A 22,861-nucleotide genomic window follows, 5' to 3' on the forward strand; every position below is an offset into this window, starting at 1 on the left:
ACTCCCAACGACGTTCCCCGAGGAGTGCACCGTGACCTCGACCGGCCTGCCCGACAGCCTGATCGCCACCCTCCCCGGCGCCTCCTACACCGATCCCGGGATCTTCGCCCAGGAACAGGAGCGCATCTTCGAGACCATGTGGTTCTGTGTCGCGCGCTCCTCCGACCTGGCCAGGCCCGGCGCCTTCCGCACGGTCGACGTGGGCCGCGAGAGCGTCCTCGTCACCCGGGCCCGCGACCACTCGATCCGCGCCTACTTCAACGTCTGCCGGCACCGCGGGGCGAAACTGCTCACCGAGGAGTCCGGCGAGGTCAGACGGGCCTTCCAATGCCCGTACCACGCCTGGACCTACGGCCTGGACGGCACACTGGTCGCCGCGCCCAACCTCACCAGGATGCCCGACGTCGGCCGCACCGAGTACGGCCTGGTGAGCGTGGCCACCCGCGAGTGGCTCGGCTATGTCTGGGTCTGCCTCGCGGAACGGCCGCCGTCCTTCGAGGAGGACGTCGTCGGCGAGGTCGTCGGCCGGCTCGGCGACGTCGAGTCGATCGAGCACTACGGCATCGAGAACCTCTCCGTCGGCCGGCGGATCGTGTACGACGTGAAGGCCAACTGGAAGCTCATCGTCGAGAACTTCATGGAGTGCTACCACTGCGCCACGATCCACCCCGAACTCACCGAGGTGCTGCCGGAGTTCGCCGACGGCTACGCCGCCCAGTACTACGTGGGCCACGGCGCCGAGTTCGGCGCGGACATCGAGGGCTTCACCGTCGACGGCTCGGCGGGCCTGGACCGGATACCGGGCGTCGCCGAGGAACAGGACCGGCGCTACTACGCGATCACCGTCAAACCGCAGGTGTTCATCAACCTCGTGCCCGACCACGTCATCCTCCACCGGATGTACCCGGCGGCCGTCGACCGCACGATCGTCGAGTGCGACTGGCTGTATCTCCCGCACGTCGTGGAGAGCGGCAAGGACGTCAGCCGGTCCGTGGAGCTGTTCGACCGGGTCAACCGGCAGGACTTCGAGGCGTGCGAGCGCACCCAGCCGGGGATGAGGTCCCGGCTGTACGCCAAGGGCGGTGTGCTGGTGCCCAGCGAGCACCACATCGGCGCCTTCCACACCTGGGTGACCGAACGCCTGGGCACGGCGGGGCGACCGTAGCCGCTCAGCCCAGGTGGCCCATCCGGTGGCTGATCTCCTCCGCGCCCTTGAGCAGCAGCGGCGCCAGTTCGTGCAGCCGCTCCTCGGTGAAGCGGTACGAGGGCCCCGAAGCGCTGAGCGCCGCGACGACCAGGCCGTCCCGGTCGCGGATCGGCGCGGCCATGGCGTGCAGGCCGATCTCCAGCTCCTCCAGCGTCCAGGCGTAGCCCCGCTCCCGCGCCTCGGCGAGGTTCTTCTCCAGCTTGGTCTTCGCGGTGATGGTGTGCGGGGTGACCTTCTTCAGCCCGGCGTCGGTGAGCAGCGCGGCCCGCTCCTTCGCCGGGAGATGGGCGAGCAGGATCTTGCCGCTGGACGTGGCGTGCAACGGGGTGAGCTGGCCCACCCAGTTGTGCGCGGTGACGGCGCCGGGGCCGCGCACCTGGTACAGGTTGATCGCGTAGCGCTCCTGCATCACCGCGATGTTGACGGTCTCGCCGATCTCCTCCGCGAGGCGTTCGCAGACCGGGCGGCCCTGCTGGGTGATGTCGATACGGCCCGTCACCGCGCCGGCCAGGCGGACGATGCCGAACCCGAGCCGGTACTTGCCGCGTTCGCCCGCCTGCTCCACCAGACCGCGTGCCTCCAGGGCGCCGAGCAGCCGGAAGGCGGTGGACTTGTGAACGTCGATCTCGCCCGCCACCTCGCTGACGCCCGCCTCGCCGCGCTGGGCCAGGATCTCCAGGACGCTGATGGCGCGGTCCACCGACTGGACCCCGCCGGCCTGCGGATTCGACGATTCGGTGTCAGTGCTGTAGTTGCTCACAGTGAAACTATACGCGTAGTAAACAACGCGATCGCAAGTAACGGCCCCGAAATACAGGGCCGGTAGGTTGCGCGGTCCGCAACCTGGTGCACATTGTGATGCCGGTACTAGCATGCCTGGCGTATCGACGGCGCGAGCGAGACGAGGCCCCATGGCTCCCTTGCAGTACGACTTCGTCATCGTCGGCGGCGGATCGGCCGGCAGCGCACTGGCGAACAGGCTCTCGGCGGACCCGGCGAACAAGGTGCTGGTCCTGGAGGCCGGCCGCCCGGACCGTCCGTGGGACGTCTTCATCCACATGCCCGCGGCGCTGACCTATCCGATCGGCAGCCGTTTCTACGACTGGAAGTACGAGTCCGAGCCCGAACCCCATATGGGCGGCCGGCGCATCTATCACGCACGCGGCAAGGTGCTGGGCGGCTCCAGCAGCATCAACGGCATGATCTTCCAGCGCGGCAACCCCCTGGACTACGAGCGCTGGGCGGCCGGTCCCGGGATGGAGACCTGGGACTACGCGCACTGTCTGCCGTACTTCCGGCGGATGGAGAACTGTCTCGCGGCCGGCCCCGACGACGAGTTCCGCGGTCACGACGGCCCCCTCGTCCTGGAACGCGGCCCGGCCACCAACCCCCTGTTCGGCGCCTTCCTCGCCGCCACCCAGGAGGCGGGCTACGCCCCCACCGACGACGTCAACGGCTACCGCCAGGAGGGCTTCGCCGCCTTCGACCGCAACGTCCACCGCGGACGGCGGCTGTCCGCCTCCAAGGCGTACCTCAAGCCCGTGAGGCGGCGCCCCAACCTCACCGTGCGGACCAGGGCGCTCGTCACCCGCGTGCTGTTCGAGGGCAAACGCGCCGTCGGCGTCGAGTACCGGCGCGGCAAGGGCGCACCGCGCCAGGTCCGCGCCCGCGAGGTGATCCTGTGCGGCGGGGCGATCAACTCCCCGCAGCTTCTTCAGCTCTCCGGCATCGGCAACGCGGCGGAACTGGGCGCCCTCGGCATCGACGTCGTCCACGATCTGCCGGGCGTCGGCGAGAACCTCCAGGACCATCTGGAGGTCTACGTCCAGTACGCCTGCCGGCAGCCCGTCTCCGTGCAGCCGTACCTGGCCAAGTGGCGCGCCCCCTTCATCGGACTCCAGTGGCTCTTCCGCAAGGGCCCCGCCGCGACCAACCACTTCGAGGCCGGCGGATTCGCCCGCAGCAACGACGACGTCGCCTACCCCAACCTGATGTTCCACTTCCTGCCGATCGCCGTCCGCTACGACGGCTCCGCCCCGGCCGGCGGCCACGGCTACCAGGTGCACGTCGGGCCGATGTACTCCGACGCCCGCGGCTCGGTGAAGATCAAGAGCAGGGATCCGCGCGAACACCCGGCGCTGCGCTTCAACTACCTCTCCACCGCGCAGGACCGCCGTGAATGGGTGGAGGCGATCCGGGTGGCCCGCGCGATCCTCGCGCAGCCCGCGCTCGCCCCCTACAACGACGGCGAGGTCTCGCCCGGCCCGTCGGTGGAGACCGACGAGGAGATCCTCGCCTGGGTCGCCCGGGAGGGCGAGACGGCCCTGCACCCCTCCTGCACCTGCCGGATGGGCACCGACGACATGGCCGTCGTCGACCCGACGAGCCTGCGTGTCCACGGAGTCGACGGACTGCGGGTGGTCGACGCGTCGGTGATGCCGTACGTCACCAACGGCAACATCTACGCGCCCGTGATGATGATCGCCGAGAAGGCCGCCGACCTGATCCTCGGCAACGAACCCCTGGCGCCGTCCGGGGCCGTGTACTACCGCCACCCCGACGGCCGGAAACAGACAACCCCTTGACGTCTGTCAGGACATTCGCCAAGGTGTTCCACCACAAGCAATCGGATGCACAATGCGCAACGCACTTCCGTGGAAAGGCTCGGCGCGTGGCAGACCTGTACGTGGACGGCGCATGGCGGGCCCCGGTGGCCGGCGGCCTCCGGGACATCCGATGTCCCGCCGACGGCACCCTCGCGGCGACCGTCTCCGAGGGAACCCGCCCCGACACGGAGGCCGCCATCGCCGCCGCCCGCCGGGCCTTCGACACGGGACCCTGGCCGCGCACCCCCGAACGCGAGCGCGGCGCCCTGCTGTTGCGCACCGCCGCCCTGATCGAGCGCGACGCCAAGGAGTTCGCCCGCGCCGAATCCCTCGACACCGGCAAACGGCTGGTGGAGAGCGAGTACGACATCGCCGACGTCGTCTCCTGTCTGCGCCACTACGGCGGCATCGCGGGCACCGACGCGGGCCGGGTGATCGACACCGGCCGCGACGACGCCGTGAGCCGCGTCGTCCACGAACCGGTCGGCGTGTGCGGGCTGATCACCCCCTGGAACTACCCGCTGCTCCAGGCGTCCTGGAAGGTCGCGCCCGCCCTGCTGGCCGGCAACACGCTCGTCCTCAAACCCAGTGAACTGACCCCCTCCACCGCGATCTTGCTCATGCGGGCGCTGGAAGAGGCCGGGCTCCCGGCCGGTGCCGCCAACCTCGTCCTCGGCGCCGGACCCGAGGTGGGCGCGCCCCTCGCGGACCACCCCGACGTCGACCTCGTCTCCTTCACCGGCGGCCTCGCGACCGGACGGCGGATCATGGCCGCCGCCGCGGCGGGCGTGAAGAAGGTCGCCCTCGAACTCGGCGGCAAGAACCCCAACGTGGTGTTCGCCGACGCCGACTTCGACACCGCGGTGGACTTCGCGCTCACCGCCGTCTTCCTGCACTCCGGCCAGGTCTGCTCCGCCGGCGCCCGCCTGATCGTCGAGGACTGCCTGCACGACCGTTTCGTGGACGAGGTCGTCCGCCGCGCCCGGCGGATCCGCCTCGGCGGCCCCTTCGACCCCGACGCCGAGACCGGACCGCTGATCTCCGCCGCCCACCGCGACAAGGTCGAGGCGTACGTCGCGGCCGGCCTCGCCGAGGGCGCCGTCCTGCGCTGCGGCGGCCGCCGTCCCGACGACCCCGCCCTCGCCGCCGGCCACTACTACCCGCCGACCGTCCTCGACGAGTGCCGGCAGGACATGGGCGTCGTGCACGAGGAGTCCTTCGGACCCGTGCTCACCGTGGAGCGCTTCACCGACGAGGACGACGCCGTACGCATCGCCAACGACACCGACTACGGACTCGCCGGAGCCGTCTGGACCCAGGACGCCGGAAAGGCCCAGCGGGTCGCCCGCGCGCTGCGCCACGGCACGGTGTGGATCAACGACTACCACCCCTATGTGCCGCAGGCGGAATGGGGTGGCTTCGGGCACTCGGGCGTGGGCCGGGAGCTGGGACCGACCGGCCTGGACGAATACCGGGAACCCAAACACATCTGGCAGAACATCCAACCCCGGCCGCAGCGCTGGTTCCGCGGCTGAACGCCGAAAAGAGGTCGATCGTGACCCCCACCCGGACCGAGGTCCCCCCGCCGCGCGGCACAGCGCGGGACGCGTCCGCCACCCCGGTCGTCTCCGTGCGCAATCTGTGGAAGGTGTTCGGGCCGAAGGCCGAACGGGTCCCCGACTCCGAGGAGTTGCGCGGGCTGACCCGCCGCGAACTGCTGGACCGCACCGGCTGCACCGCCGCCGTCCGCGCCGTGGACTTCGACGTCCGGCCCGGCGAGGTCTTCGTCGTCATGGGACTCTCCGGATCCGGCAAGTCCACCCTGGTGCGCTGTCTGACCCGGCTGGTCGAACCCACCGCCGGCCGCATCGAGTTCGAGGGCGAGGACATCCGCCGCGCCGACCGGGCCCGCCTGCGCGAGCTGCGGCGCAGCAAATTCTCCATGGTCTTCCAGCACTTCGGCCTGCTGCCGCACCGTCAGGTGCTGGACAACGTCGCCTTCGGCCTGGAGATACGCGGCACCGGCCGGGCCGAACGCACCCGGCGGGCCAGGGAGGTCGTGGAACTGGTCGGACTCGCCGGCTACGAACACGCCTACCCCGACCAGCTCTCCGGCGGGATGCAACAACGCGTCGGCCTCGCACGGGCGTTGGCCGGCGACCCCGACGTCCTCTTCTTCGACGAGCCGTTCTCCGCCCTCGACCCGCTGATCCGCCGCGACATGCAGAACGAGGTCGTCCGTCTGCACCGCGAGGTCGGCAAGACGATGGTGTTCATCACCCACGACCTCTCCGAGGCCCTCAGACTCGGCGACCGCATCCTCATCATGCGCGACGGCCGCACCGTCCAGTGCGGCACCGGCGACGATCTCGTAGGCGCCCCGGCGGACGACTACGTCCGCTCGTTCGTCAAGGACGTGCCCCGCGGCGACGTCCTCACCCTGCGCCGCATCATGCGCGCCCCCACCGACGACGACGCCCTCGACGGCCCCGAACTCGGCCCCCACGTCGTCGTACGGGAGGCCACCCGCGCGGTGCTCGCCGCCGAGAAACCCGTCAAGGTCGTCGAGAACGGCGAACTGCTCGGCATCGTCGGCGACGAGGAGATCCTCGCGGTGGTCGCCGGCCGGGAGGGCGACGGGTGACCGCCGTCGTCGAGAAACCGCGGGCGGCCGACCCCGCACCCGCCCCCGTCCGGCGCGAGAGGCGGATCGGCCGGCCCCTGCTGGTCGCCGTGATCCTCGGCGTCTGGCTGGTGCTCTTCGCCGTACTGCGCGGCCGGCACACCCTGTCCCTGGCGGCGGCCGATCTCACCGGTCTGCACCGGTGGTTCAACGACGTCAACGACGCGATCGGCGCCGACCGCGACTCCAACCCGCTCTTCCTGTACTTCTTCAACGAGATCCGCCTCGTCGTCGACACCCTGGTGACCTTCGTCCAGGAACTGATCTCCCAGCCCTCCGCCGGCCGGCCCCTGCCGCAGATCGGCTGGCTCGGTGTCGTCGGCCTCGCCGGCTATGTCTCCTGGGCCGTGGGCAACTGGCGGGTCGCGCTGCTCGCGGTCGCCGGGTTCACCTTCCTCGGGCTCCAGGGCCTGTGGCAGGAGAGCATGGACACCCTGGCGCTCACCCTCTCGGCGGTCCTGACGGCACTGCTGTTCGCGATCCCGCTGGGCGTGTGGGCGGGCGTCTCCGACCGCGTCGACCGGATCCTGAAGCCGTTCCTCGACTTCATGCAGACCATGCCGACCTTCGTCTACCTGGCGCCGCTGACGCTGTTCTTCCTCATCGGCCCCGCCTCCGCCACCATCGCCACGGTGATCTACGCGGCACCGCCCGCCATCAGGATCACCGCGCACGCCGTACGGTCCGTGCCCGAGGCCACCGTCGAGGCCGCCGAGTCGCTCGGCGCGACCCGCCGCCAGGCCCTGCTGAAGGTCCTGCTGCCGCTGTCCCGGCGGACCGTGATCCTCGGCGTCAACCAGTCGATCATGGCGGCGCTGGCCATGGTGACCATCGCGGCCCTCATCGACGCGCCCGGCCTCGGCAAGACCGTCGTCCAGGCGCTCCAGTCGCTCGACGTGGGCACCGCCTTCAACGCGGGCCTGTCCATCGTCGTCATGGCGATCGTCCTCGACCGGGTCACCACCGCCGCCGGGGTCCGCGCGGAGGCCGCCCGGCGGTCCGGCAGCCGCTTCGCGGCCTGGCGGCGGCCGCTGCTGGGCGCGGGCGCGGCGATCACCCTGGTCCTGGTCTATCTCTCGCACACCTATGTGTGGGCGGCGGAGTTCCCCGGCGAGGGCGGCGTCGGACGCTCCGTCGCGAGCGCGGCCGACACCGCCACGCTCTGGGTGCAGGACCATCTCTCCGGGCTCACCAACACCGTCCGCGACACCCTCACCGAGGGACTGCTCAACCCGTTCCAGACCCTGCTCACCGACTCCCCGTGGTGGCTCGTCGGCGCCGTGCTCGTCGCGCTCGGCACCGTGTTCGGCGGGCGGCGCGCCGGGATCACCGCGGCGGTGTGCGTCGGTCTGCTGGTCGGCACCGGCCTGTGGTCGGACGCGATGACGACCCTCGCCTCGACGCTCGTCGCCACGGTGCTCGTGATGCTGCTCGGCGTCGCCCTCGGCGTCTGGATGGGGCGCAGCGCGCTGGTGGACCGGCTGATCCGGCCGACGCTCGACGCGGCCCAGGTGATGCCGCCGTTCGTCTATCTCGTGCCGTTCCTCGCGCTGTTCGGGGCGACCCGCTTCACGGCGATCGTCGCCGCCGTCGTCTACGCCGCCCCCGTCGCCACGAAGATCGTCGCGGACGGGGTGCGGCAGGTGCCCGCCGCCACCGTGGAGGCGGCCACCGCGGCCGGATGCGGCACCTGGCAGCTCATCACCAAGGTCCAGCTCCCGATGGCCCGCGGCGCGCTGACCCTCGCGACCAACCAGGGGCTGATCTACGTCCTGTCGATGGTCGTGGTCGGCGGTCTGGTGGGCGCGGGCGCCCTCGGCTACGACGTCGTGGCCGGTTTCTCGCAGGGCCAGTTGTACGGGAAGGGGCTCGCCGCGGGGCTGGCCATCGTCCTTCTCGGTGTCATGTTCGACCGGATCACCCAGGCAGCGGCGCGGCGTACCAGCGCGTAAGGAGCTACGGACCATGGCAAGGCAGGCAGAACACCTCAGAGCCGGTGCGGTCGGCGTGGCGGTCCTCGCCCTCGCCCTCGCCGGCTGCGGCGGCGCGAAGGTCGGCGACGGCTCCTCGGGCGCGGACGGCTCGTCGGGCTCCGGCTCGTGCGGCACCTTCAACCTGGCGGTCAACCCGTGGGTGGGGTACGAGGCGGACGCGGCGGTCGTCGCGTACGTCGCGGAACACGACCTCGGCTGCAAGGTCACCCAGAAGGACCTCAAGGAGGAGATCGCCTGGCAGGGCTTCGGCACCGGCGAGGTCGACGCGATCCTGGAGAACTGGGGCCACGACGACCTCAAGAAGAAGTACGTCACCGGCCAGAAGACCGCCGTGGAGGCCGGCCCGACCGGCAACAAGGGCATCATCGGCTGGTACGTGCCGCCGTGGCTGGCGAAGGCCCACCCCGACATCACCGACTGGAAGAACCTCAACAAGTACGCGGCGAAGTTCAGGACCTCGGAGTCGGGCGGCAAGGGCCAGCTCCTCGACGGCGACCCGTCGTACGTCACCAACGACGAGGCGCTCGTCAAGAATCTGAAACTCGACTTCAAGGTCGTGTACGCGGGCAGCGAGACCGCGCTCATCCAGGCGTTCCGCAAGGCCGAGAAGAACAAGGAATGGGTGATCGGCTACTTCTACGAGCCCCAGTGGTTCCTGTCCGAAGTACCGCTCGTCAAGGTCGAGTTGCCGCCGTACGAGGAGGGCTGTGACGCCGACGCGGAGAAGGTCGCCTGCGACTATCCCGTCTACGACCTGGACAAGCTCGTCAGCGCGAAGTTCGCCACGTCGGGCAGCCCGGCCTACGACCTGGTCAAGAACTTCACCTGGACCAACGACGACCAGAACGTGGTGGCGAAGTACATCGCGGTGGACAAGCTGACCCCGGAGGCGGCCGCGAAGAAGTGGGTCGAGGCGAACCGCGCGAAGGTCGACGCCTGGCTCAAGTAGGGCATGAGGCAAGGCCGTTCGACGACGCCCGGCGGGCGGTGCGCAGAGCTGCGCACCGCCCGCCGGGCGTCCTCGTGTCCGGGACCGTTCCCCCGCGTCACGGGCCTCTTGACACCCCCTTCCCCAGGCGGGCACGCTGAGTTGCGCAACCTGAGTCATGTTGCGCACACAGCAACTTCGCTTCGGACCGGAGGTGCGGCGATGGCGGGACCCCGCGTGGTCATCATCGGAGCGGGGGTCGTCGGCGCGGCACTCGCGGACGAACTCTCCGCACTCGGCTGGACCGACGTGACCGTGGTCGACCAGGGACCGCTCCCCGCCACCGGCGGCTCCAGCTCGCACGCCCCCGGCCTGGTCTTCCAGACCAACTCCTCCAAGACCATGACCGAGCTGGCCCGGTACACCGTCGAGAAGTTCGGCTCCCTCGACGTCGACGGCGAGCCCTGCTTCCTCCAGGTCGGCGGCCTCGAAGTCGCGACCACCCCGGAGCGCCTGACCGAACTGCACCGCCGGCACGGCTGGATCACCGCCTGGGGCGTCGAGGCCCGGCTGCTGACCCCCACCGAGTGCGTGGCACAGCACCCCCTGCTCGACCCGGACCGCGTCCTGGGCGGCCTCCTGGTGCCCACCGACGGCATCGCCAAGGCCGTCCTCGCCGTCGAGGCGCAGCTCCGCCGGGCCACCGCACGCGGCGTGCGCTGCCTCGCCCGCCACGAAGTCCTCGACCTCCTGAGGGAGGACGGCCGCGTCACCGGCGTCCGCACCGACCGGGGCGAGATCCCCGCCGACGTCGTGGTGTGCTGCGCCGGCATCTGGGGCCCGCGGATCGCCCGCATGGCCGGCCTGGACCTCCCGCTCACCCCGCTCGCCCACCAGCTCGCCTGGACCGGCCCGATCCCGGCCCTCGCCGGACAGAAGGAGGAGGCGGTCCGCCCGATCCTGCGCCACCAGGACGCCGACCTCTACTACCGCGACCGCTTCGACGGCCTCGGCGTCGGCTTCTACGGCCACCGCCCCATGCCGGTCCCCGCCGACGACATCCTCCCCTTCGACGACGCCGCCACCATGCCCTCGGTCCTGAAGTTCACCGAGGACGACTTCACCGACGCCTGGACCGAGACCACCTCCCTGCTGCCCGCCACGAAGGACGCGGCGATCGAGGAGGGCGTCAACGGCCTGTTCTCCTTCACCACCGACAACTTCCCGCTGCTCGGCGAGTCCCCGGACCTCAAGGGCTTCTGGGTCGCCGAGGCCGTCTGGGTCACCCACTCCGCCGGCGTCGGACGGGCCGTCGCCGAATGGCTGGTCGACGGCCACTGCTCCTCGTTCGACCTGCACGAGTGCGACGTCAACCGCTTCGAACCGCACCAGCTCGCCCCGGAGTACGTTCTGGCCCGCGACTGCCGCAACTTCGTCGAGGTCTACGACATCCTCCACCCCCTCCAGCCCTCCGGCGACCCGCGCCCGATCCGCACCAGCCCCTTCCACCCGCGCCAACAGGCGCACGGCGCCTTCTTCCTGGAGGCGAACGGCTGGGAACGCCCGCACTGGTACGAGACCAACGCCCGGCTGGTAGAGGGCCGTGACATCCCCACCCCGAACGACTGGGCCGCGCGGTACTGGTCGCCGATCGTCGGCGCCGAGGCCCAACTCACCCGCGAGACCGTCGCGATGTACGACATGACCGCTCTCAAACGCCTGGAGGTGACCGGTCCGGGCGCCGCCGCCTTCCTGGAGCGGCTGTGCACCGGCAAGGTCGCCAAGTCCGTCGGCTCGGTCACCTACACCCTGCTGCTCGGCCACGACGGCGGCATCCGCAGCGACATCACCGTGGCCCGCCTCGCCCTCGACCGGTTCCAGGTCGGCGCCAACGGCAACCTCGACCTCGACTGGTTCCGCCGCCATCTCCCCGCCGACGGCACGGTCCAGGTCCGCGACCTCACCCCGGGCACCTGCTGCGTCGGCCTGTGGGGCCCGCTCGCCCGCGAGGTCCTCCAGCCCCTGACCGACGACGACTTCACGAACGACGGCCTCAAGTACTTCCGCGCCAGGCACACCTACATCGGCAGCGTCCCGGTCACCGCGATGCGGCTCTCCTACGTCGGTGAACTCGGCTGGGAGCTCTACACCACCGCCGACCAGGGCCTGAAACTCTGGGACACGCTGTGGCGCGCGGCCGAACCGCTCGGCGGTGTCGTCGCCGGGCGCGGCGCCTTCAACAGCCTCCGCCTGGAGAAGGGTTACCGCTCCTTCGGCACCGACATGACCTACGAGCACGACCCCTACGAGGCCGGCGTCGGCTTCGCCGTCAGGCCCGACAAGGGCGACTTCATCGGCAGGGCCGCGCTGGAACGCCGTAGAGCCGACGTCCGGCGCAGACTGACCTGCCTCACCATCGACGACCCGCGATCGGTGGTCATGGGCAAGGAACCGGTGTACGACGGCCCGCGCGCGGTCGGCTACGTCACCAGCGCCGCCTACGGCTACACGATCGGCAAGGGCATCGCCTACGCCTGGCTCCCGGCCGAACTCGCCGTCCCCGGAACCGCGTTGGACATCGGCTACTTCGACCGGCGGGTGCCGGCCGTCGTCGCCGAGGAGCCGCTGTTCGACCCGGCGATGTCCCGGCTCCGTGGCTGACAGAGGGAGACGTCCGATGAGCCCCCGCACCCCCGGCGCCGACCTCCCCGAGCACCCCGACCGGCTGTGGCGCAACCCCGAGCCCCGGAAGTCCTACGACGTGGTGATCGTGGGCGGCGGCGGACACGGCCTCGCCACCGCCCACTACCTCGCCCGCAACCACGGCATCACGAACGTCGCCGTGCTGGAGAAGGGCTGGCTCGCGGGCGGCAACATGGCCCGCAACACCACGATCATCCGCTCCAACTACCTGTGGGACGCCAGCGCCGGGATCTACGAGCACGCCCTCAAGCTCTGGGAGGGCCTGGAGGAGGAACTCGACTACCCGCTCCTCTTCTCCCAGCGCGGCGTGCTCAATCTGGCCCACGGTCTCCAGGACGTCCGCGACAGCGTGCGCCGCGTCGAGGCGAACCGCCTCAACGGCGTGGACGCGGAGTGGCTGGACGCGGACGGCGTGCGCGAGGTCTGCCCGATCGTCAACACCTCCCCGGACGTGCGCTATCCGGTCCTCGGCGGCACGTACCAGCCCCGGGGCGGCATCGCCAAGCACGACCACGTGGCGTGGGGCCTGGCCCGCTCGGCGGACGCGGCGGGCATCGACATCATCCAGAACTGCGAGGTCACGGGCCTCGACGTACGCGGCGGCCGGGTCATGGGAGTACGGACGAATCTGGGCACTGTCGCGGCCGGCAAGGTGGCGCTCTGCGCGGCCGGCCACACCTCGGTCCTCGCCCGCATGGCCGGCATCGAACTCCCGCTCCAGAGCCACCCGTTGCAGGCCCTGGTCTCCGAACTCCTCGAACCCGTCCACCCGACGGTCGTCATGTCCAACGCGGTGCACGTGTACGTCAGCCAGGCCCACAAGGGCGAACTCGTGATGGGCGCGGGCATCGACGCCTACACCTCGTACACCCAGCGCGGCGCCTTCCACGTCATCGAGGACCAGATGGCCGCCGCCCTGGAACTGTTCCCGGTGTTCGCCCGCGCCCATGTGCTGCGCACCTGGGGCGGCATCGTCGACGTCAGCCCGGACGCCTCGCCGGTCGTCGGACTCACGCCCGTCGCCGGCCTGTACCTCAACTGCGGCTGGGGGACGGGCGGTTTCAAGGCCACGCCGGGCGTCGGCTGGGTGTACGCCCACACCATCGCGCACGACAGCCCGCACACCCTCAACGCCCCCTTCTCGCTCGACCGTTTCACCACCGGCGCGCTCGTCGACGAGCACGGCGCCGCCGCCGTGGCCCACTAGGGAACCGAACCATGGGAGCCGAACCATGCTGCTGATCCCGTGCCCGTGGTGCGGGCCCCGCGACGAGACCGAGTTCCACCACGGCGGCCAGGCCCATGTGCCCTACCCGCAGGACCCCTTCGCCCTCAGCGACGAGGAATGGGCCCGCTACCTGTTCTTCCGCGCCAACCCCAAGGGCCCCTTCGCCGAACGCTGGAGCCACACGGCGGGCTGCCGCCGCTGGTTCAACGCCGTGCGCGACACGTCGACGAACGAGATCCTCGCCGTGTACCGGGTGGGGGAGGCGCGACCGGAGGCGGTGCCGCGAAGGCCGGTGCCCTCGCGCCCGACGGCCGCCCCAGCACCACGTCAGACAGCTCCGGAACCCACCCGGGACCCTGTCGCCGCGCCCCCGGCGACGGGCCTCCGCCATCCCACCCGCGGCCTCGTCCACCGCGACGAGCCCCTCACCTTCCACTTCGACGGCACCGCCTACCAGGGCTTCCGCGGCGACACCCTCGCCTCCGCCCTCCTCGCCAACGGAGTCGTCCGGACCGGCACCAGCGTCAGACTCGGCCGCCCGCGCGGCATCTTCTCGGCGGGCGTGGAGGAACCCAACGCGCTCGTCCAGATCGAGGCCCCCTTCCCCGAACCGATGCTCCCCGCCACCACGGTCGAGCTGTACGACGGCCTGGTCGCGAGCGGCCTCGCCGGGCGCGGCCGCCTCGCCACGGCACCGGACCCCGCCCGCTACGACGCCGTACACACCCACTGCGACCTGCTGATCGTCGGAGCGGGCCCGGCCGGCCTCGCCGCCGCGGCGGCGGCAGCGGACAGCGGCGCGCGGGTCATCGTCGCCGACGACCGGCCGCGGCCCGGCGGCAGCCTCCTGGACACGGCCGAACACCTCGACTGGGCGGACGAGATCACCGCACGGCTCGACGCGGCCCCCGAGGCACGCCTGCTGCGCCGCACCACCGTCTTCGGCCACTACGACGACAACCACCTCCTCGCCGTGGAACGCCGCACCCATCACCTCGGCGCCGCCGCCCCGCCCGACGTCTCCCGCGAACGCGTCTGGCGGATCCGCGCCCGCCGGGTCGTCCACGCCACCGGCGCCCACGAACGCTCCCTCGCCTTCGCGGACAACGACCGGCCCGGTGTGATGCTGGCCGCGTCGGCCCGCGCGTACGTCAACCGGTACGGGGTCCTGCCCGGCCGCCGGGCCGTCGTCCTCACCACCAACGACAGCGCCTACGCGGCGGCCCTGGACCTGGCCTCGGCGGGCGTGCACATCGCGGCCGTCGCCGATCTGCGCGCGGACCCGGGGGAGTGGGCGCGCCGCGCCCGGGCGGCCGGCATCGAGGTGCTGCCGGGCCACGCGGTCATCGGCACCCGGGGCGACGACCGCCTCACCGGCGTGACCCTCGCGCCGTACGGGCAGTCCACCGGCGGCCGGGACGTCGACGCCGATCTGCTGCTGGTCTCCGGCGGCTGGAACCCGGTCGTGCACCTGTTCAGCCAGGCGGGCGGCACCCTGCGCCACGACGAGACGCTCGGCGCGTTCGTCCCCGACACCTGCCGGCAGGCCGTCGAGGTCGCGGGCGGTGCGAACGGCGCGTTCGACGCGGCCACGGTCCTGGCCCAGGGCGCGGCCGCGGGCGCCCGGGCGGTGGCGGCCGAGGGCTACACACCCGGGTCCCCCCGCCTCCCGGTCCCGGCCACCGGGCCCCACACCCCGGCCCGGCACGTGTACGCCGTCCCCGGCACCCCGGGCGCGCCCCGCTTCGTCGACCTCCAACGGGACGTGACCGTCGACGACCTGGCACGCGCGACCGGCGCCGGTCTGCGCTCGGTCGAGCACACCAAGCGGTACACCACGGCGGGCACCGGCGCCGACCAGGGCCGGACGTCAGGGCTGCTGGCCGGTGGTGTGGTCGCCGAACTGCTCGGCGTGGACGTCTCGGCGCTCGGCACGACCACGTTCCGCCCGCCCTATGCCCCCGTCTCCTTCGCCGCCCTCGCGGGCCGCGACCGGGGCGCGCTGCACGACCCCGTGCGCACCACCGCCCTGCACGCCTGGCACGAGACGCACGGCGCGCTGTTCGAGAACGTCGGCCAGTGGAAACGCCCTTGGTACTACCCGCGCGACGGCGAGGACATGACGGCCGCCGTACTGCGCGAGTGCGCCGCCGCCCGCGAGGGGGTCGCCCTCATGGACGCCTCCACCCTCGGCAAGATCGACGTCCAGGGCCCGGACGCCGCCGCCTTCCTCGACCTGCTCTACACCAACCTGATGAGCACCCTGAAGGTCGGCATGATCCGCTACGGCGTGATGTGCCGGCTGGACGGCATGGTCTTCGACGACGGCACCGTCATCCGCCTCGCCCAGGACCGGTTCCTGGTGACGACGACCACCGGCAAGGCGGCCGCCGTACTCGACTGGATGGAGGAGTGGCTCCAGACCGAGTGGCCCCAACTGCGCGTCCACTGCACCTCGGTGACGGAACAATGGGCCACGGTGGCCCTGGTCGGCCCCCGCTCGCGCGCGGTGCTGGGCGCCCTCGCGCCCCAACTGGCCGTCTCGAGCACCGACTTCCCCTTCATGGCCTGGCGGGACACCACCGTCGCGGGGATCGCCGCGCGCGTCTGCCGGATCAGCTTCTCCGGCGAACTCGCCTACGAGATCAACGTGTCACCGTGGCACGCCCTCGCCCTGTGGGAGGCGCTGTACGAGACCGGCGCCCCGTACGGCATCACCCCCTACGGCACCGAGACCATGCATGTGCTGCGCGCCGAGAAGGGCTACCCGATCATCGGCCAGGACACCGACGGCACGGTCACCCCGCAGGACCTCGGCATGAGTTGGGCGGTCTCCAAGAAGAAGCCCGACTTCATCGGCAAGCGGTCCCACAGCCGCGCCGACACCGTCCGCGCCGACCGCAAGCACCTGGTCGGCTTGGTGCCGGAGGACCCCGGCACGCTCCTCCCCGAGGGCACGCAACTCGTCGCCGACAGCGTGCTGCCGGCCCCGCCCGTCCCGATGCTCGGCCATGTCACCTCCAGCTACCGCAGCGCCGCCCTCGGCCGCACCTTCGCGCTCGCCCTGGTCGAGTCCGGCCGCGAACGCGTCGGCGAGCGCCTGTACGCCCCGGTGGGCGACCGACTGGTTCCGGTGACCGTCACGAGCCCCGTCCACTACGACCCCGAGGGAGCCCGCCGCGATGGCTGACCCGACACGGCGCCGCGCGCTGGCCGCCGCCACCCGCGCCTCCCGGGGCGCGATCCGGCTCGCCGAACTCCCCTTCCTCGCCCAGCTCGACATCCGCCTCGACCCCAAGGACCCGGCGGCCGACGCGGTGAACCGGGCACTGGGCCTGGACCTCCCCCTGGAACCCAACTCGGCGGTCCACACGAGCCGTTCCTCCGCACTCTGGCTGGGCCCGGACGAATGGCTGCTGCTCGGCCGCCCGGGAACCCAACAGACGACGGAGGCGAGCATCCGCGAGGCGGCGGGCGAGGCACCCGTCTCCGTCACCGACGTCTCCGCCCAGCGCACCACGTTCCTCGTCTCGGGCCCCCGAGCCCGCGACCTCCTGTCCCACGGCTGCTCCCTGGACCTCCACCCCCGCGCCTTCACCCCCCGCCGCTGCGCCCAGACCACCCTCGCCCGCACCCACGTCACCCTGATCTCCCGCGACCACCCCAGCCCCGGCTTCTGGCTCCTGGTCCGCTCCTCCTACGCCCCCTACCTGACGAACTGGCTCCTGGACGCGGCGACGGAGTACCTCCGCCCCGATCCCCACGACCCCTTCTAGACCCGCAGCGCGGCGTCCAGTTCGCGGAGGAGGTGGCCCACCCGGCCGCCGCCGGCGGGTGCGTCGGGCAGGCGGGCGAGGACGTCGGTGACGGCGCGGGGAGCGTGGCGGCGGGCCCAGTCGAGGGTCTCCGGGGCGGCGAGCGCCAGCTCCTCCGCCCGGGCCGCGTGGGCGGCGGCGCCGAGGATGTGCTTGACCTGGTGGGCGTCGGCCAGGGGGTGCAGATACGCGGCGGCGGCCGCGTGGCTCGCCGCGCGTGCCGCGTCGCCCGCCGCGGGTGTGGGCGCTTCCCGTGCCGCCTTGAACGCCGCCCAGGCGCGCGCCCGGAGATCGGCCGTCCGGCGGCCGCCCGCGGCGAAGGCGAGGGCGGCGTCGAGGGCTTCGCGCGGGCGTGGGTCGGTGGGTTCGGCGCCCTCGAAGATCGGCAGGGCGCGGTGTGCGCACGCGGCCGCGTAGCCCGTGATGTCCCGCAGTTCTCGTTCGCTCAGCTCGATCTTCGCTGGCTCGGTCCTGTCCGGCTCGGTGGGCATGCGGTCATCCTGCCGCAGGCCGTCAGGTGGCGGTCGCCGCGCGGCGGATCGCGTCCAGGGTGCGGCGTACGTCGTCGTCGGTCGTGGACCAGTTGCTCACCGAGATGCGCAGGACGCGGTGGCCGTGCCAGGTGGAGCCGGTGATCCAGGCCGTGCCGTCGGCGAGGAGGCGTTCGAGGACGCGGTCCGTGCGGGCGTCGTCGCCGAAGCGGGCGCAGACCTGGGTGAACACCACGTCGTTGAGGACGGTCGCGCCGTCGATGTCCGCGATGCCGGTGGCGAAGGCGCGGGCGTGGCGGCAGAGCCGGTCCACGAGGTCGGCCACGCCGGAGCGGCCCAGGGAACGCAGCGCGGCCCAGACGGTGAACGCCCGGCCGCGCCGGGAGAGTTCGGGCACCTTGTCGACGGGGTCGCCGTGCTCGTCGTGGATGAGGTAGGCGCCGTGCAGGCCCATCGCCGCCCGCAGCGCCGCCGGGTCGCGGACGACGGCGAGGCCGCAGTCGTAGGGGACGTTGAGGGTCTTGTGGGCGTCCGTCGCCCAGGAGTCGGCGGCCGCGCAGCCCGCTGTCAGGGCGGCGTGGCGCGGGGAGGCGGCCGCCCACAGTCCGAAGGCGCCGTCCACGTGGACCCACGCGCCGGCCTCGTGGGCGGCGGGGATCGTCTCCTCGAAGGGGTCGAAGGCGCCGGAGTGGATCTCTCCGGCCTGGAGGACGACGAGAGTGGGGCGCCGTTCCGGTCCGCCGTCCGTCAGGGACCGCCGTAGCGCCGTCGGGTCCATGCGGCCCTGCGCGTCGGCGGGGACCGGTTCGGGCTCGCCGAGGCCGAGGTAGCGCAGGGCCAGGTCGACGGCCAGGTGGCGGTGTTCGCCGGCGAGGACCCGCAGGCGCGGGCCGCCGGTGAGGCCGTCCCGGGCGACGTTCCAGCCGGACCGGCCCAGCAGCGCGTCGCGCGCGGCGGCCAGGCAGGTGAAGTTCGCCATCGTGGCGCCGGTGGTGAACCCGACGGCGCTGCCGCCCGGCAGCCCCAGCAGGTCGAGCAGCCACGCCCCGGCGATGTCCTCCACCGCCGAGTGCGCGGGGGAGACGGCGCGCATGACGCTGTTCTGGTCCCAGGCGGCGACCAGCCAGTCCGCGGCCAGCGCGGCCGGTTCGGTGCCCCCGACGACGAAGCCGTAGAAGCGTCCGCCGGGGAACGCGGTGAGCCCCGGTTCGCAGGCGGTGGCCATCAGGTCGACGACCTCGCCGGGCGGGCTCGGCCCCGCGGGCAGCTCCGCGCCGAGCGCGCGCACGATCTCCTCGACCGGGGCGCGGGCCGGAACCGGCCGGTCGGACAGGCTCGCCAGCCAGCGCACCGCGTGGTCGTGCGCCCTGCGGAGCGCCGCCTCGCGCTCATCCATACCTCGGACTATGGGACGGCCGCCGCGGCCCCGCAACCGGCCGCGGCCCGCCGTCCCCTGTCCTGCGGCTCGCAGCTCGCGGCCCGCGGTCAGGCGCTGTGGTGCAGCCAGCGGTGCAGGGCGGCGTTGATGCTCTCGGACAGGGTGCTGAGCTGGTCGATGGCCTCCTGGTCCTCCGGGTGCGGCGGGATGCCCGCCGCCGTCAGCGCCGCGTGCAGGTCGAGCCGGCGCTGGTCGCTGGGGTGGAGGGTGTAGTGGAGACGGTCCGCGGGCCGCGGGGGCGGCAGCAGGAAGTCGGCGTCGGGGTGCGTTCCGGCCGGGACCGGCCACACGACCTCGGGGGCGTCGACGGCGTACGGGTCGACGAAGGCGCGGGGCGAGTGGTGCTCAACGGTGGTGGTCACGGGTGTCTCCTCACCGGCAGCGGGTGGTTGTGCGGGATGAGAGGGCCGCGGGGCGGTCCCCGGTTGCGGACCGGAGCGGAAGTCACGCTGACGGCGTCATCGGCGGGTCATCGTCTGGTCCGAACAACAGCCACGCGGGTCTCGGCAACAGCTACACGGGTCTCGACAACGGCCACACGCGTTTCGGCCGTTGAGCCGGGGATCTGGGCAGCGGAGGTCCCGATGGGTTAGGTTAGGCATACCTAAGTAGCTATACGGTCTGGAGAGCCCGGATGCGCCGTTCCCACCCCCTCGCCACCGCACCGACGGCCGCCGAGCGCACCCGCTCGATCCTGGCCGCCGCCCATTCCATGACCGTCGTCAGTGACGGCCGGCACGCCGAGGTCCACCGGCTCGACGGGGAGGGCGCCATGGGACACGTCCACCTGCACGCGCCCCTGGAGACCGGCGAGCACCGCACCGGCACGCCCTTCCCGGTGAAACTGGAACTCACCGACATCGCCCCCACCCCCGTGCGCGACCGGCTGCGCGCCCGCGTCACCCTGACCGGACTGCTCGCCGGCCCCTACGACCCCGCCGCCACCGGCAGCACCTGCATGGAGTTCGGCCAGGCCATCCTGGAGGACGCCGCCGGGCGCACCTACATCACCCTCCAGGAACTGGAGGACGCCGAACTCGACCCCGTGGCGACCAGCGAGGCGTCCCTGCTGACCCATCTCCTCGACGACCACAGCGACCTCGTCCCCCGGCTGCTGCGCCTCGTCCGCCCCGCCCCCGACACCGGCGTCCTGCGCGCCCTCCCGGTGGCGCTCGACCGCTACGGCCTCACCCTGCGCCTCGAATACCCCCGCACCCACCGCGACGTCCGCGTCCCCTTCCGGACCCCGCTGGCCCACCTCGACCACATCGGCCCCCAGATCCACGCCCTGCTGTCCGCCGCCCGCCGCCTCTCCCACACGGCCCATCTGCTGCCCTGACCCGCCTCCGCGACGGCTGAAGCGCTCACGGCCGTTCGTAGAGCTGGAGGACACCGGCCAGGGAGAAGCAGGCCGCGCCGGTGAGGGTGCCCCAGTTGGCGATGTCCGCGTTGACGAGGCTGTCGGTGGTGGGGCGGGTGAACGCGGTGACCGCCGACACCATGAACAGCACGGACCCGAGCTGGTTCACGGCGACGATCCACCAGCCGAGGCTGCGGGGCAGGACGCGCGGGCGGCCGTGGCACACCTCGACGAAACCGAGGTGCCCGGCCACCAGGAAGAGCATGCAGCCGACCACGTCCGGCACCCAGATCAGCCGGTTGACCTGCTGGACGCTCAGCCCGTGCAGGAAGGAGTCGAGCAGGTCGACGGCGAAGACGAGGGTGCCGGCGAACAGCACGAACGCGCTCAGCCAGTCCACCCGCATCGGCTCGTAGCTCCACCACCGCCACTCCCGGGTGACCAGTCGGCCCTCGCCGCCGCCGACATGGCGCGGCGCGTTGACCACCTGGAGCAGCGAGACGTATCCGCCGGTGTTGAAGAACAGCCCGCCCGCGAAGTAGATCGAGGCGCACTCGGTGGCATCGCCGGAGCCGAACTGCGCGACGCCCGCACCCACCGCGAACAGCGCCCCGCCGACGACGAAGGCGAGCGAGGCGATGACGTCGAGCCGGCGCAGCCGGGCCAGCGACACGGCGTCCGCCCGGGTGTGCCGGCTGTCCGCCGCACCGAGCGCGCGGACGGCGAGCACCCCGCGCCGACGGGCGAGCCGTGACTCCCACACCGCCGTCCCGCCGTCGGCGAGCCGCCAGGTGAGCCGGGTCGTGAACGGTCCCGCACCCTCGGCGCGCTGCTCGGTGCGCTGTTCGGCGTGGCCCATGCGCGTGCCGTGCCCTGTCGTGCCGGGGCGTCAGCGCGCGGGGATGGCGGCCTCGGCGGCGCTCTTGATCCGCTGCCCGAACGCGTCGGCGTCCTTGCGGGCGGCCGACAGCGCCAGACCGATCAGGAGCTTGCCCAGACCGTGGCCCTCCAGGACGTTGAAGATCCGGACGCGCGTCTTGGCCTCGCCCAGCGACTCCAGGTCGTAGCCGCCCTCACGCGCCATCACGGTGTTCTTGGAGATCTCGGCCCACCGGAGCGTCACCGGCGCCTCCAGGGTGGTGATACGGAACTCCCTGGCGCTCTTCATCCCGGCGTCCTTGACGGTGCTCCGGAAGACAGTGCCCACGGCGGTCGGACCGTCCGGGACCCGCTCGATCTTGAGCACCCGGGGGCTGAACTGCGGATCGTTGCGCCCGTCCGCGAGATAGGCGAACACCTCGTCGATGGGACGGTCGACGTCCACGATCGCTTCGAACTGTCCTGACATGGGGCACTCCTGATCGGTCGAGTGGTGTGTCGAATGATCGGTCCGAGCCGCCGTCCGTGCCCGCGCGCACGAGAACGCGCCGTACCGTCCGTCCTGGAGCGGCGGCACCGCGTGCACCCGCGACCCTACGGGATCGCCGGGTGTCCCGCGCGGCGAACGAACGGCCCCGCGGTCCACGGCGCGCGGGAGCCGATCCGCCCCGTCAGCTCAGGGCGTCGAGCGCGTACAGCGCGCCGAGCGCGGTGGCCAGGGTGCCGAGCAGCAGGCGCAGCAGCGTCTCGGGCAGATGCGGCTGGAGCCGGGCGCCGAGATAGCCGCCGAGCAGACCGCCGAGGCCGCAGGCCAGCCCGAGGGACCAGTCGGGGGCGATGCTGCCGGTGGAGGCCAGCGACAGCAGCGCGTAGGTGCCGGCGCCGACCACCGAGGTGGCGAACGTGGAGGCCAGCGCGGCGGGGGCGACCTGGGCGACGGGCACGCCCCGCCCGACGAGGACCGGGCCGAGGATCGAGCCGCCGCCGATGCCGTACACACCGCCCACGACCCCGACCACGAGCGCCAGACCGGTCACCGTCCGCGGCGCGGGCGGCGGGCGCCGGACGCCGGTGGGCGCGGGGCGCAGGGTCCGTACGATCAGCCAGACGCCCAGCGGCAGCATGAGCGCGGCGACCAGCAGCCGGAAGACGTACGGGCCGGGAACGGCGAAGACACGGACGACCGCCCCGACGACCACACCGGGCAGGGTGCCCAGCACCAGCCGGCGCACCAGCGGCCCGCCCAGGGTGCCGGCCCGCCGGTGGCGGAGCAGGGCGCCGGGTCCCGCCACCACGTTGTAGAGCAGGTTCGTCGGGGTGACGGCCGGGTTCGGCACCGCGAAGACGCTGAGCTGCACCGGCAGCAGGAACACCGCCCCGGACACCCCGACCGGCGCCGTCACCACGGCGATCAGCATGCCGACCGCGACCCCGGCCGTGGCCGGTCCCCACTCCATCCCGTCGCCCCCGTGCCGCCGTCGGATCCTGGTGTCGCCCTGTCGCGCGGCACCACCGTAGAGCGCGGCGCG

General features: G+C 72.4%; 18 protein-coding genes. 11 read left to right on the plus strand and 7 right to left on the minus strand.

The window, feature by feature from the left end:
• Positions 1-31 precede the first annotated feature (31 nt).
• On the plus strand, positions 32-1,165 hold the full coding sequence (locus tag AFM16_RS35270) for an aromatic ring-hydroxylating oxygenase subunit alpha (RefSeq protein ID WP_078636400.1): 1,134 nt from the start codon (positions 32-34) through the stop codon (positions 1,163-1,165).
• A gap of 4 nt (positions 1,166-1,169) precedes the next feature.
• On the opposite strand, the gene AFM16_RS35275 is transcribed toward AFM16_RS35270, so the two are convergent.
• The gene (locus AFM16_RS35275) at positions 1,170-1,967 is read right to left on the minus strand and encodes an IclR family transcriptional regulator (protein WP_179123346.1); all 798 of its coding nucleotides are present in this window, start codon (positions 1,965-1,967) and stop codon (positions 1,170-1,172) included.
• 151 nt (positions 1,968-2,118) lie between these two features.
• Here AFM16_RS35275 and betA point away from each other — a divergent pair, with 151 nt between their 5' ends.
• The 9 genes from betA (at position 2,119) to AFM16_RS35320 (ending at position 17,125) form a co-directional block, all read left to right on the plus strand.
• Positions 2,119-3,792: a choline dehydrogenase gene (betA, locus tag AFM16_RS35280; RefSeq protein WP_078636401.1), complete on the plus strand. Its 1,674-nt coding sequence runs from the start codon at positions 2,119-2,121 to the stop codon at positions 3,790-3,792.
• Between the two features lie 86 nt (positions 3,793-3,878).
• The gene (locus AFM16_RS35285; RefSeq protein WP_078636402.1) at positions 3,879-5,348 is read left to right on the plus strand and encodes an aldehyde dehydrogenase family protein; all 1,470 of its coding nucleotides are present in this window, start codon (positions 3,879-3,881) and stop codon (positions 5,346-5,348) included.
• 20 nt (positions 5,349-5,368) lie between these two features.
• A complete protein-coding gene (locus AFM16_RS35290) occupies positions 5,369-6,457 on the plus strand; it encodes a quaternary amine ABC transporter ATP-binding protein (RefSeq protein ID WP_078636403.1) in 1,089 nt (362 codons plus the stop codon).
• Positions 6,454-8,448 (plus strand): ABC transporter permease, encoded by a 1,995-nt coding sequence (locus AFM16_RS35295; protein WP_078636404.1) that lies wholly within the window; start codon positions 6,454-6,456, stop codon positions 8,446-8,448. Before AFM16_RS35290 ends, AFM16_RS35295 begins: the two co-directional genes overlap by 4 nt.
• A 13-nt stretch (positions 8,449-8,461) precedes the next feature.
• Positions 8,462-9,439 carry an ABC transporter substrate-binding protein gene (locus tag AFM16_RS35300; RefSeq protein WP_078636405.1) on the plus strand — a complete coding sequence of 326 codons (978 nt, stop codon included), beginning with the start codon at positions 8,462-8,464 and terminating at the stop codon, positions 9,437-9,439.
• A 201-nt stretch (positions 9,440-9,640) separates the two neighbouring features.
• A complete protein-coding gene (locus tag AFM16_RS35305) occupies positions 9,641-12,079 on the plus strand; it encodes a GcvT family protein (RefSeq protein ID WP_078636406.1) in 2,439 nt (812 codons plus the stop codon).
• A gap of 16 nt (positions 12,080-12,095) precedes the next feature.
• Positions 12,096-13,328: a sarcosine oxidase subunit beta family protein gene (locus AFM16_RS35310; protein ID WP_078636407.1), complete on the plus strand. Its 1,233-nt coding sequence runs from the start codon at positions 12,096-12,098 to the stop codon at positions 13,326-13,328.
• 25 nt (positions 13,329-13,353) lie between these two features.
• Positions 13,354-16,539: a sarcosine oxidase subunit delta family protein gene (locus tag AFM16_RS35315; RefSeq protein WP_078636408.1), complete on the plus strand. Its 3,186-nt coding sequence runs from the start codon at positions 13,354-13,356 to the stop codon at positions 16,537-16,539.
• Positions 16,532-17,125, plus strand: coding sequence for a sarcosine oxidase subunit gamma (locus AFM16_RS35320; protein ID WP_078636409.1), 594 nt, complete (start codon positions 16,532-16,534; stop codon positions 17,123-17,125). Before AFM16_RS35315 ends, AFM16_RS35320 begins: the two co-directional genes overlap by 8 nt.
• On the opposite strand, the gene AFM16_RS35325 is transcribed toward AFM16_RS35320, so the two are convergent.
• From AFM16_RS35325 to AFM16_RS35335, 3 genes are all read right to left on the minus strand, one after another.
• Positions 17,122-17,655 (minus strand): putative immunity protein, encoded by a 534-nt coding sequence (locus tag AFM16_RS35325; RefSeq protein WP_078636410.1) that lies wholly within the window; start codon positions 17,653-17,655, stop codon positions 17,122-17,124. The genes AFM16_RS35320 and AFM16_RS35325 overlap by 4 nt on opposite strands.
• 22 nt (positions 17,656-17,677) lie before the next feature.
• Positions 17,678-19,051, minus strand: coding sequence for a pyridoxal phosphate-dependent decarboxylase family protein (locus AFM16_RS35330; RefSeq protein WP_078636411.1), 1,374 nt, complete (start codon positions 19,049-19,051; stop codon positions 17,678-17,680).
• Between the two features lie 89 nt (positions 19,052-19,140).
• Complete coding sequence (locus AFM16_RS35335; protein WP_078636412.1) at positions 19,141-19,455, minus strand: hypothetical protein; 315 nt, start codon at positions 19,453-19,455, stop codon at positions 19,141-19,143.
• A gap of 272 nt (positions 19,456-19,727) precedes the next feature.
• Between AFM16_RS35335 and AFM16_RS35340 the strand changes: the two genes are divergently transcribed.
• A complete protein-coding gene (locus AFM16_RS35340) occupies positions 19,728-20,432 on the plus strand; it encodes a DUF2470 domain-containing protein (protein ID WP_030782837.1) in 705 nt (234 codons plus the stop codon).
• A gap of 25 nt (positions 20,433-20,457) precedes the next feature.
• Here the strand turns inward: AFM16_RS35340 and AFM16_RS35345 are convergent, their stop codons facing one another.
• From AFM16_RS35345 to AFM16_RS35355, 3 genes are all read right to left on the minus strand, one after another.
• On the minus strand, positions 20,458-21,312 hold the full coding sequence (locus AFM16_RS35345; protein ID WP_078636413.1) for a hypothetical protein: 855 nt from the start codon (positions 21,310-21,312) through the stop codon (positions 20,458-20,460).
• A gap of 30 nt (positions 21,313-21,342) precedes the next feature.
• Complete coding sequence (locus AFM16_RS35350; protein ID WP_030782833.1) at positions 21,343-21,801, minus strand: SRPBCC family protein; 459 nt, start codon at positions 21,799-21,801, stop codon at positions 21,343-21,345.
• Positions 21,802-22,003: 202 nt separating this feature from the next.
• Positions 22,004-22,789, minus strand: a complete 786-nt coding sequence (locus AFM16_RS35355) for a sulfite exporter TauE/SafE family protein (protein ID WP_078636414.1) — start codon at positions 22,787-22,789, stop codon at positions 22,004-22,006.
• Positions 22,790-22,861: the final 72 nt, after the last annotated feature.

It is taken from the genome of Streptomyces antibioticus, assembly GCF_002019855.1.
Classification (GTDB): domain Bacteria; phylum Actinomycetota; class Actinomycetes; order Streptomycetales; family Streptomycetaceae; genus Streptomyces; species Streptomyces antibioticus_B.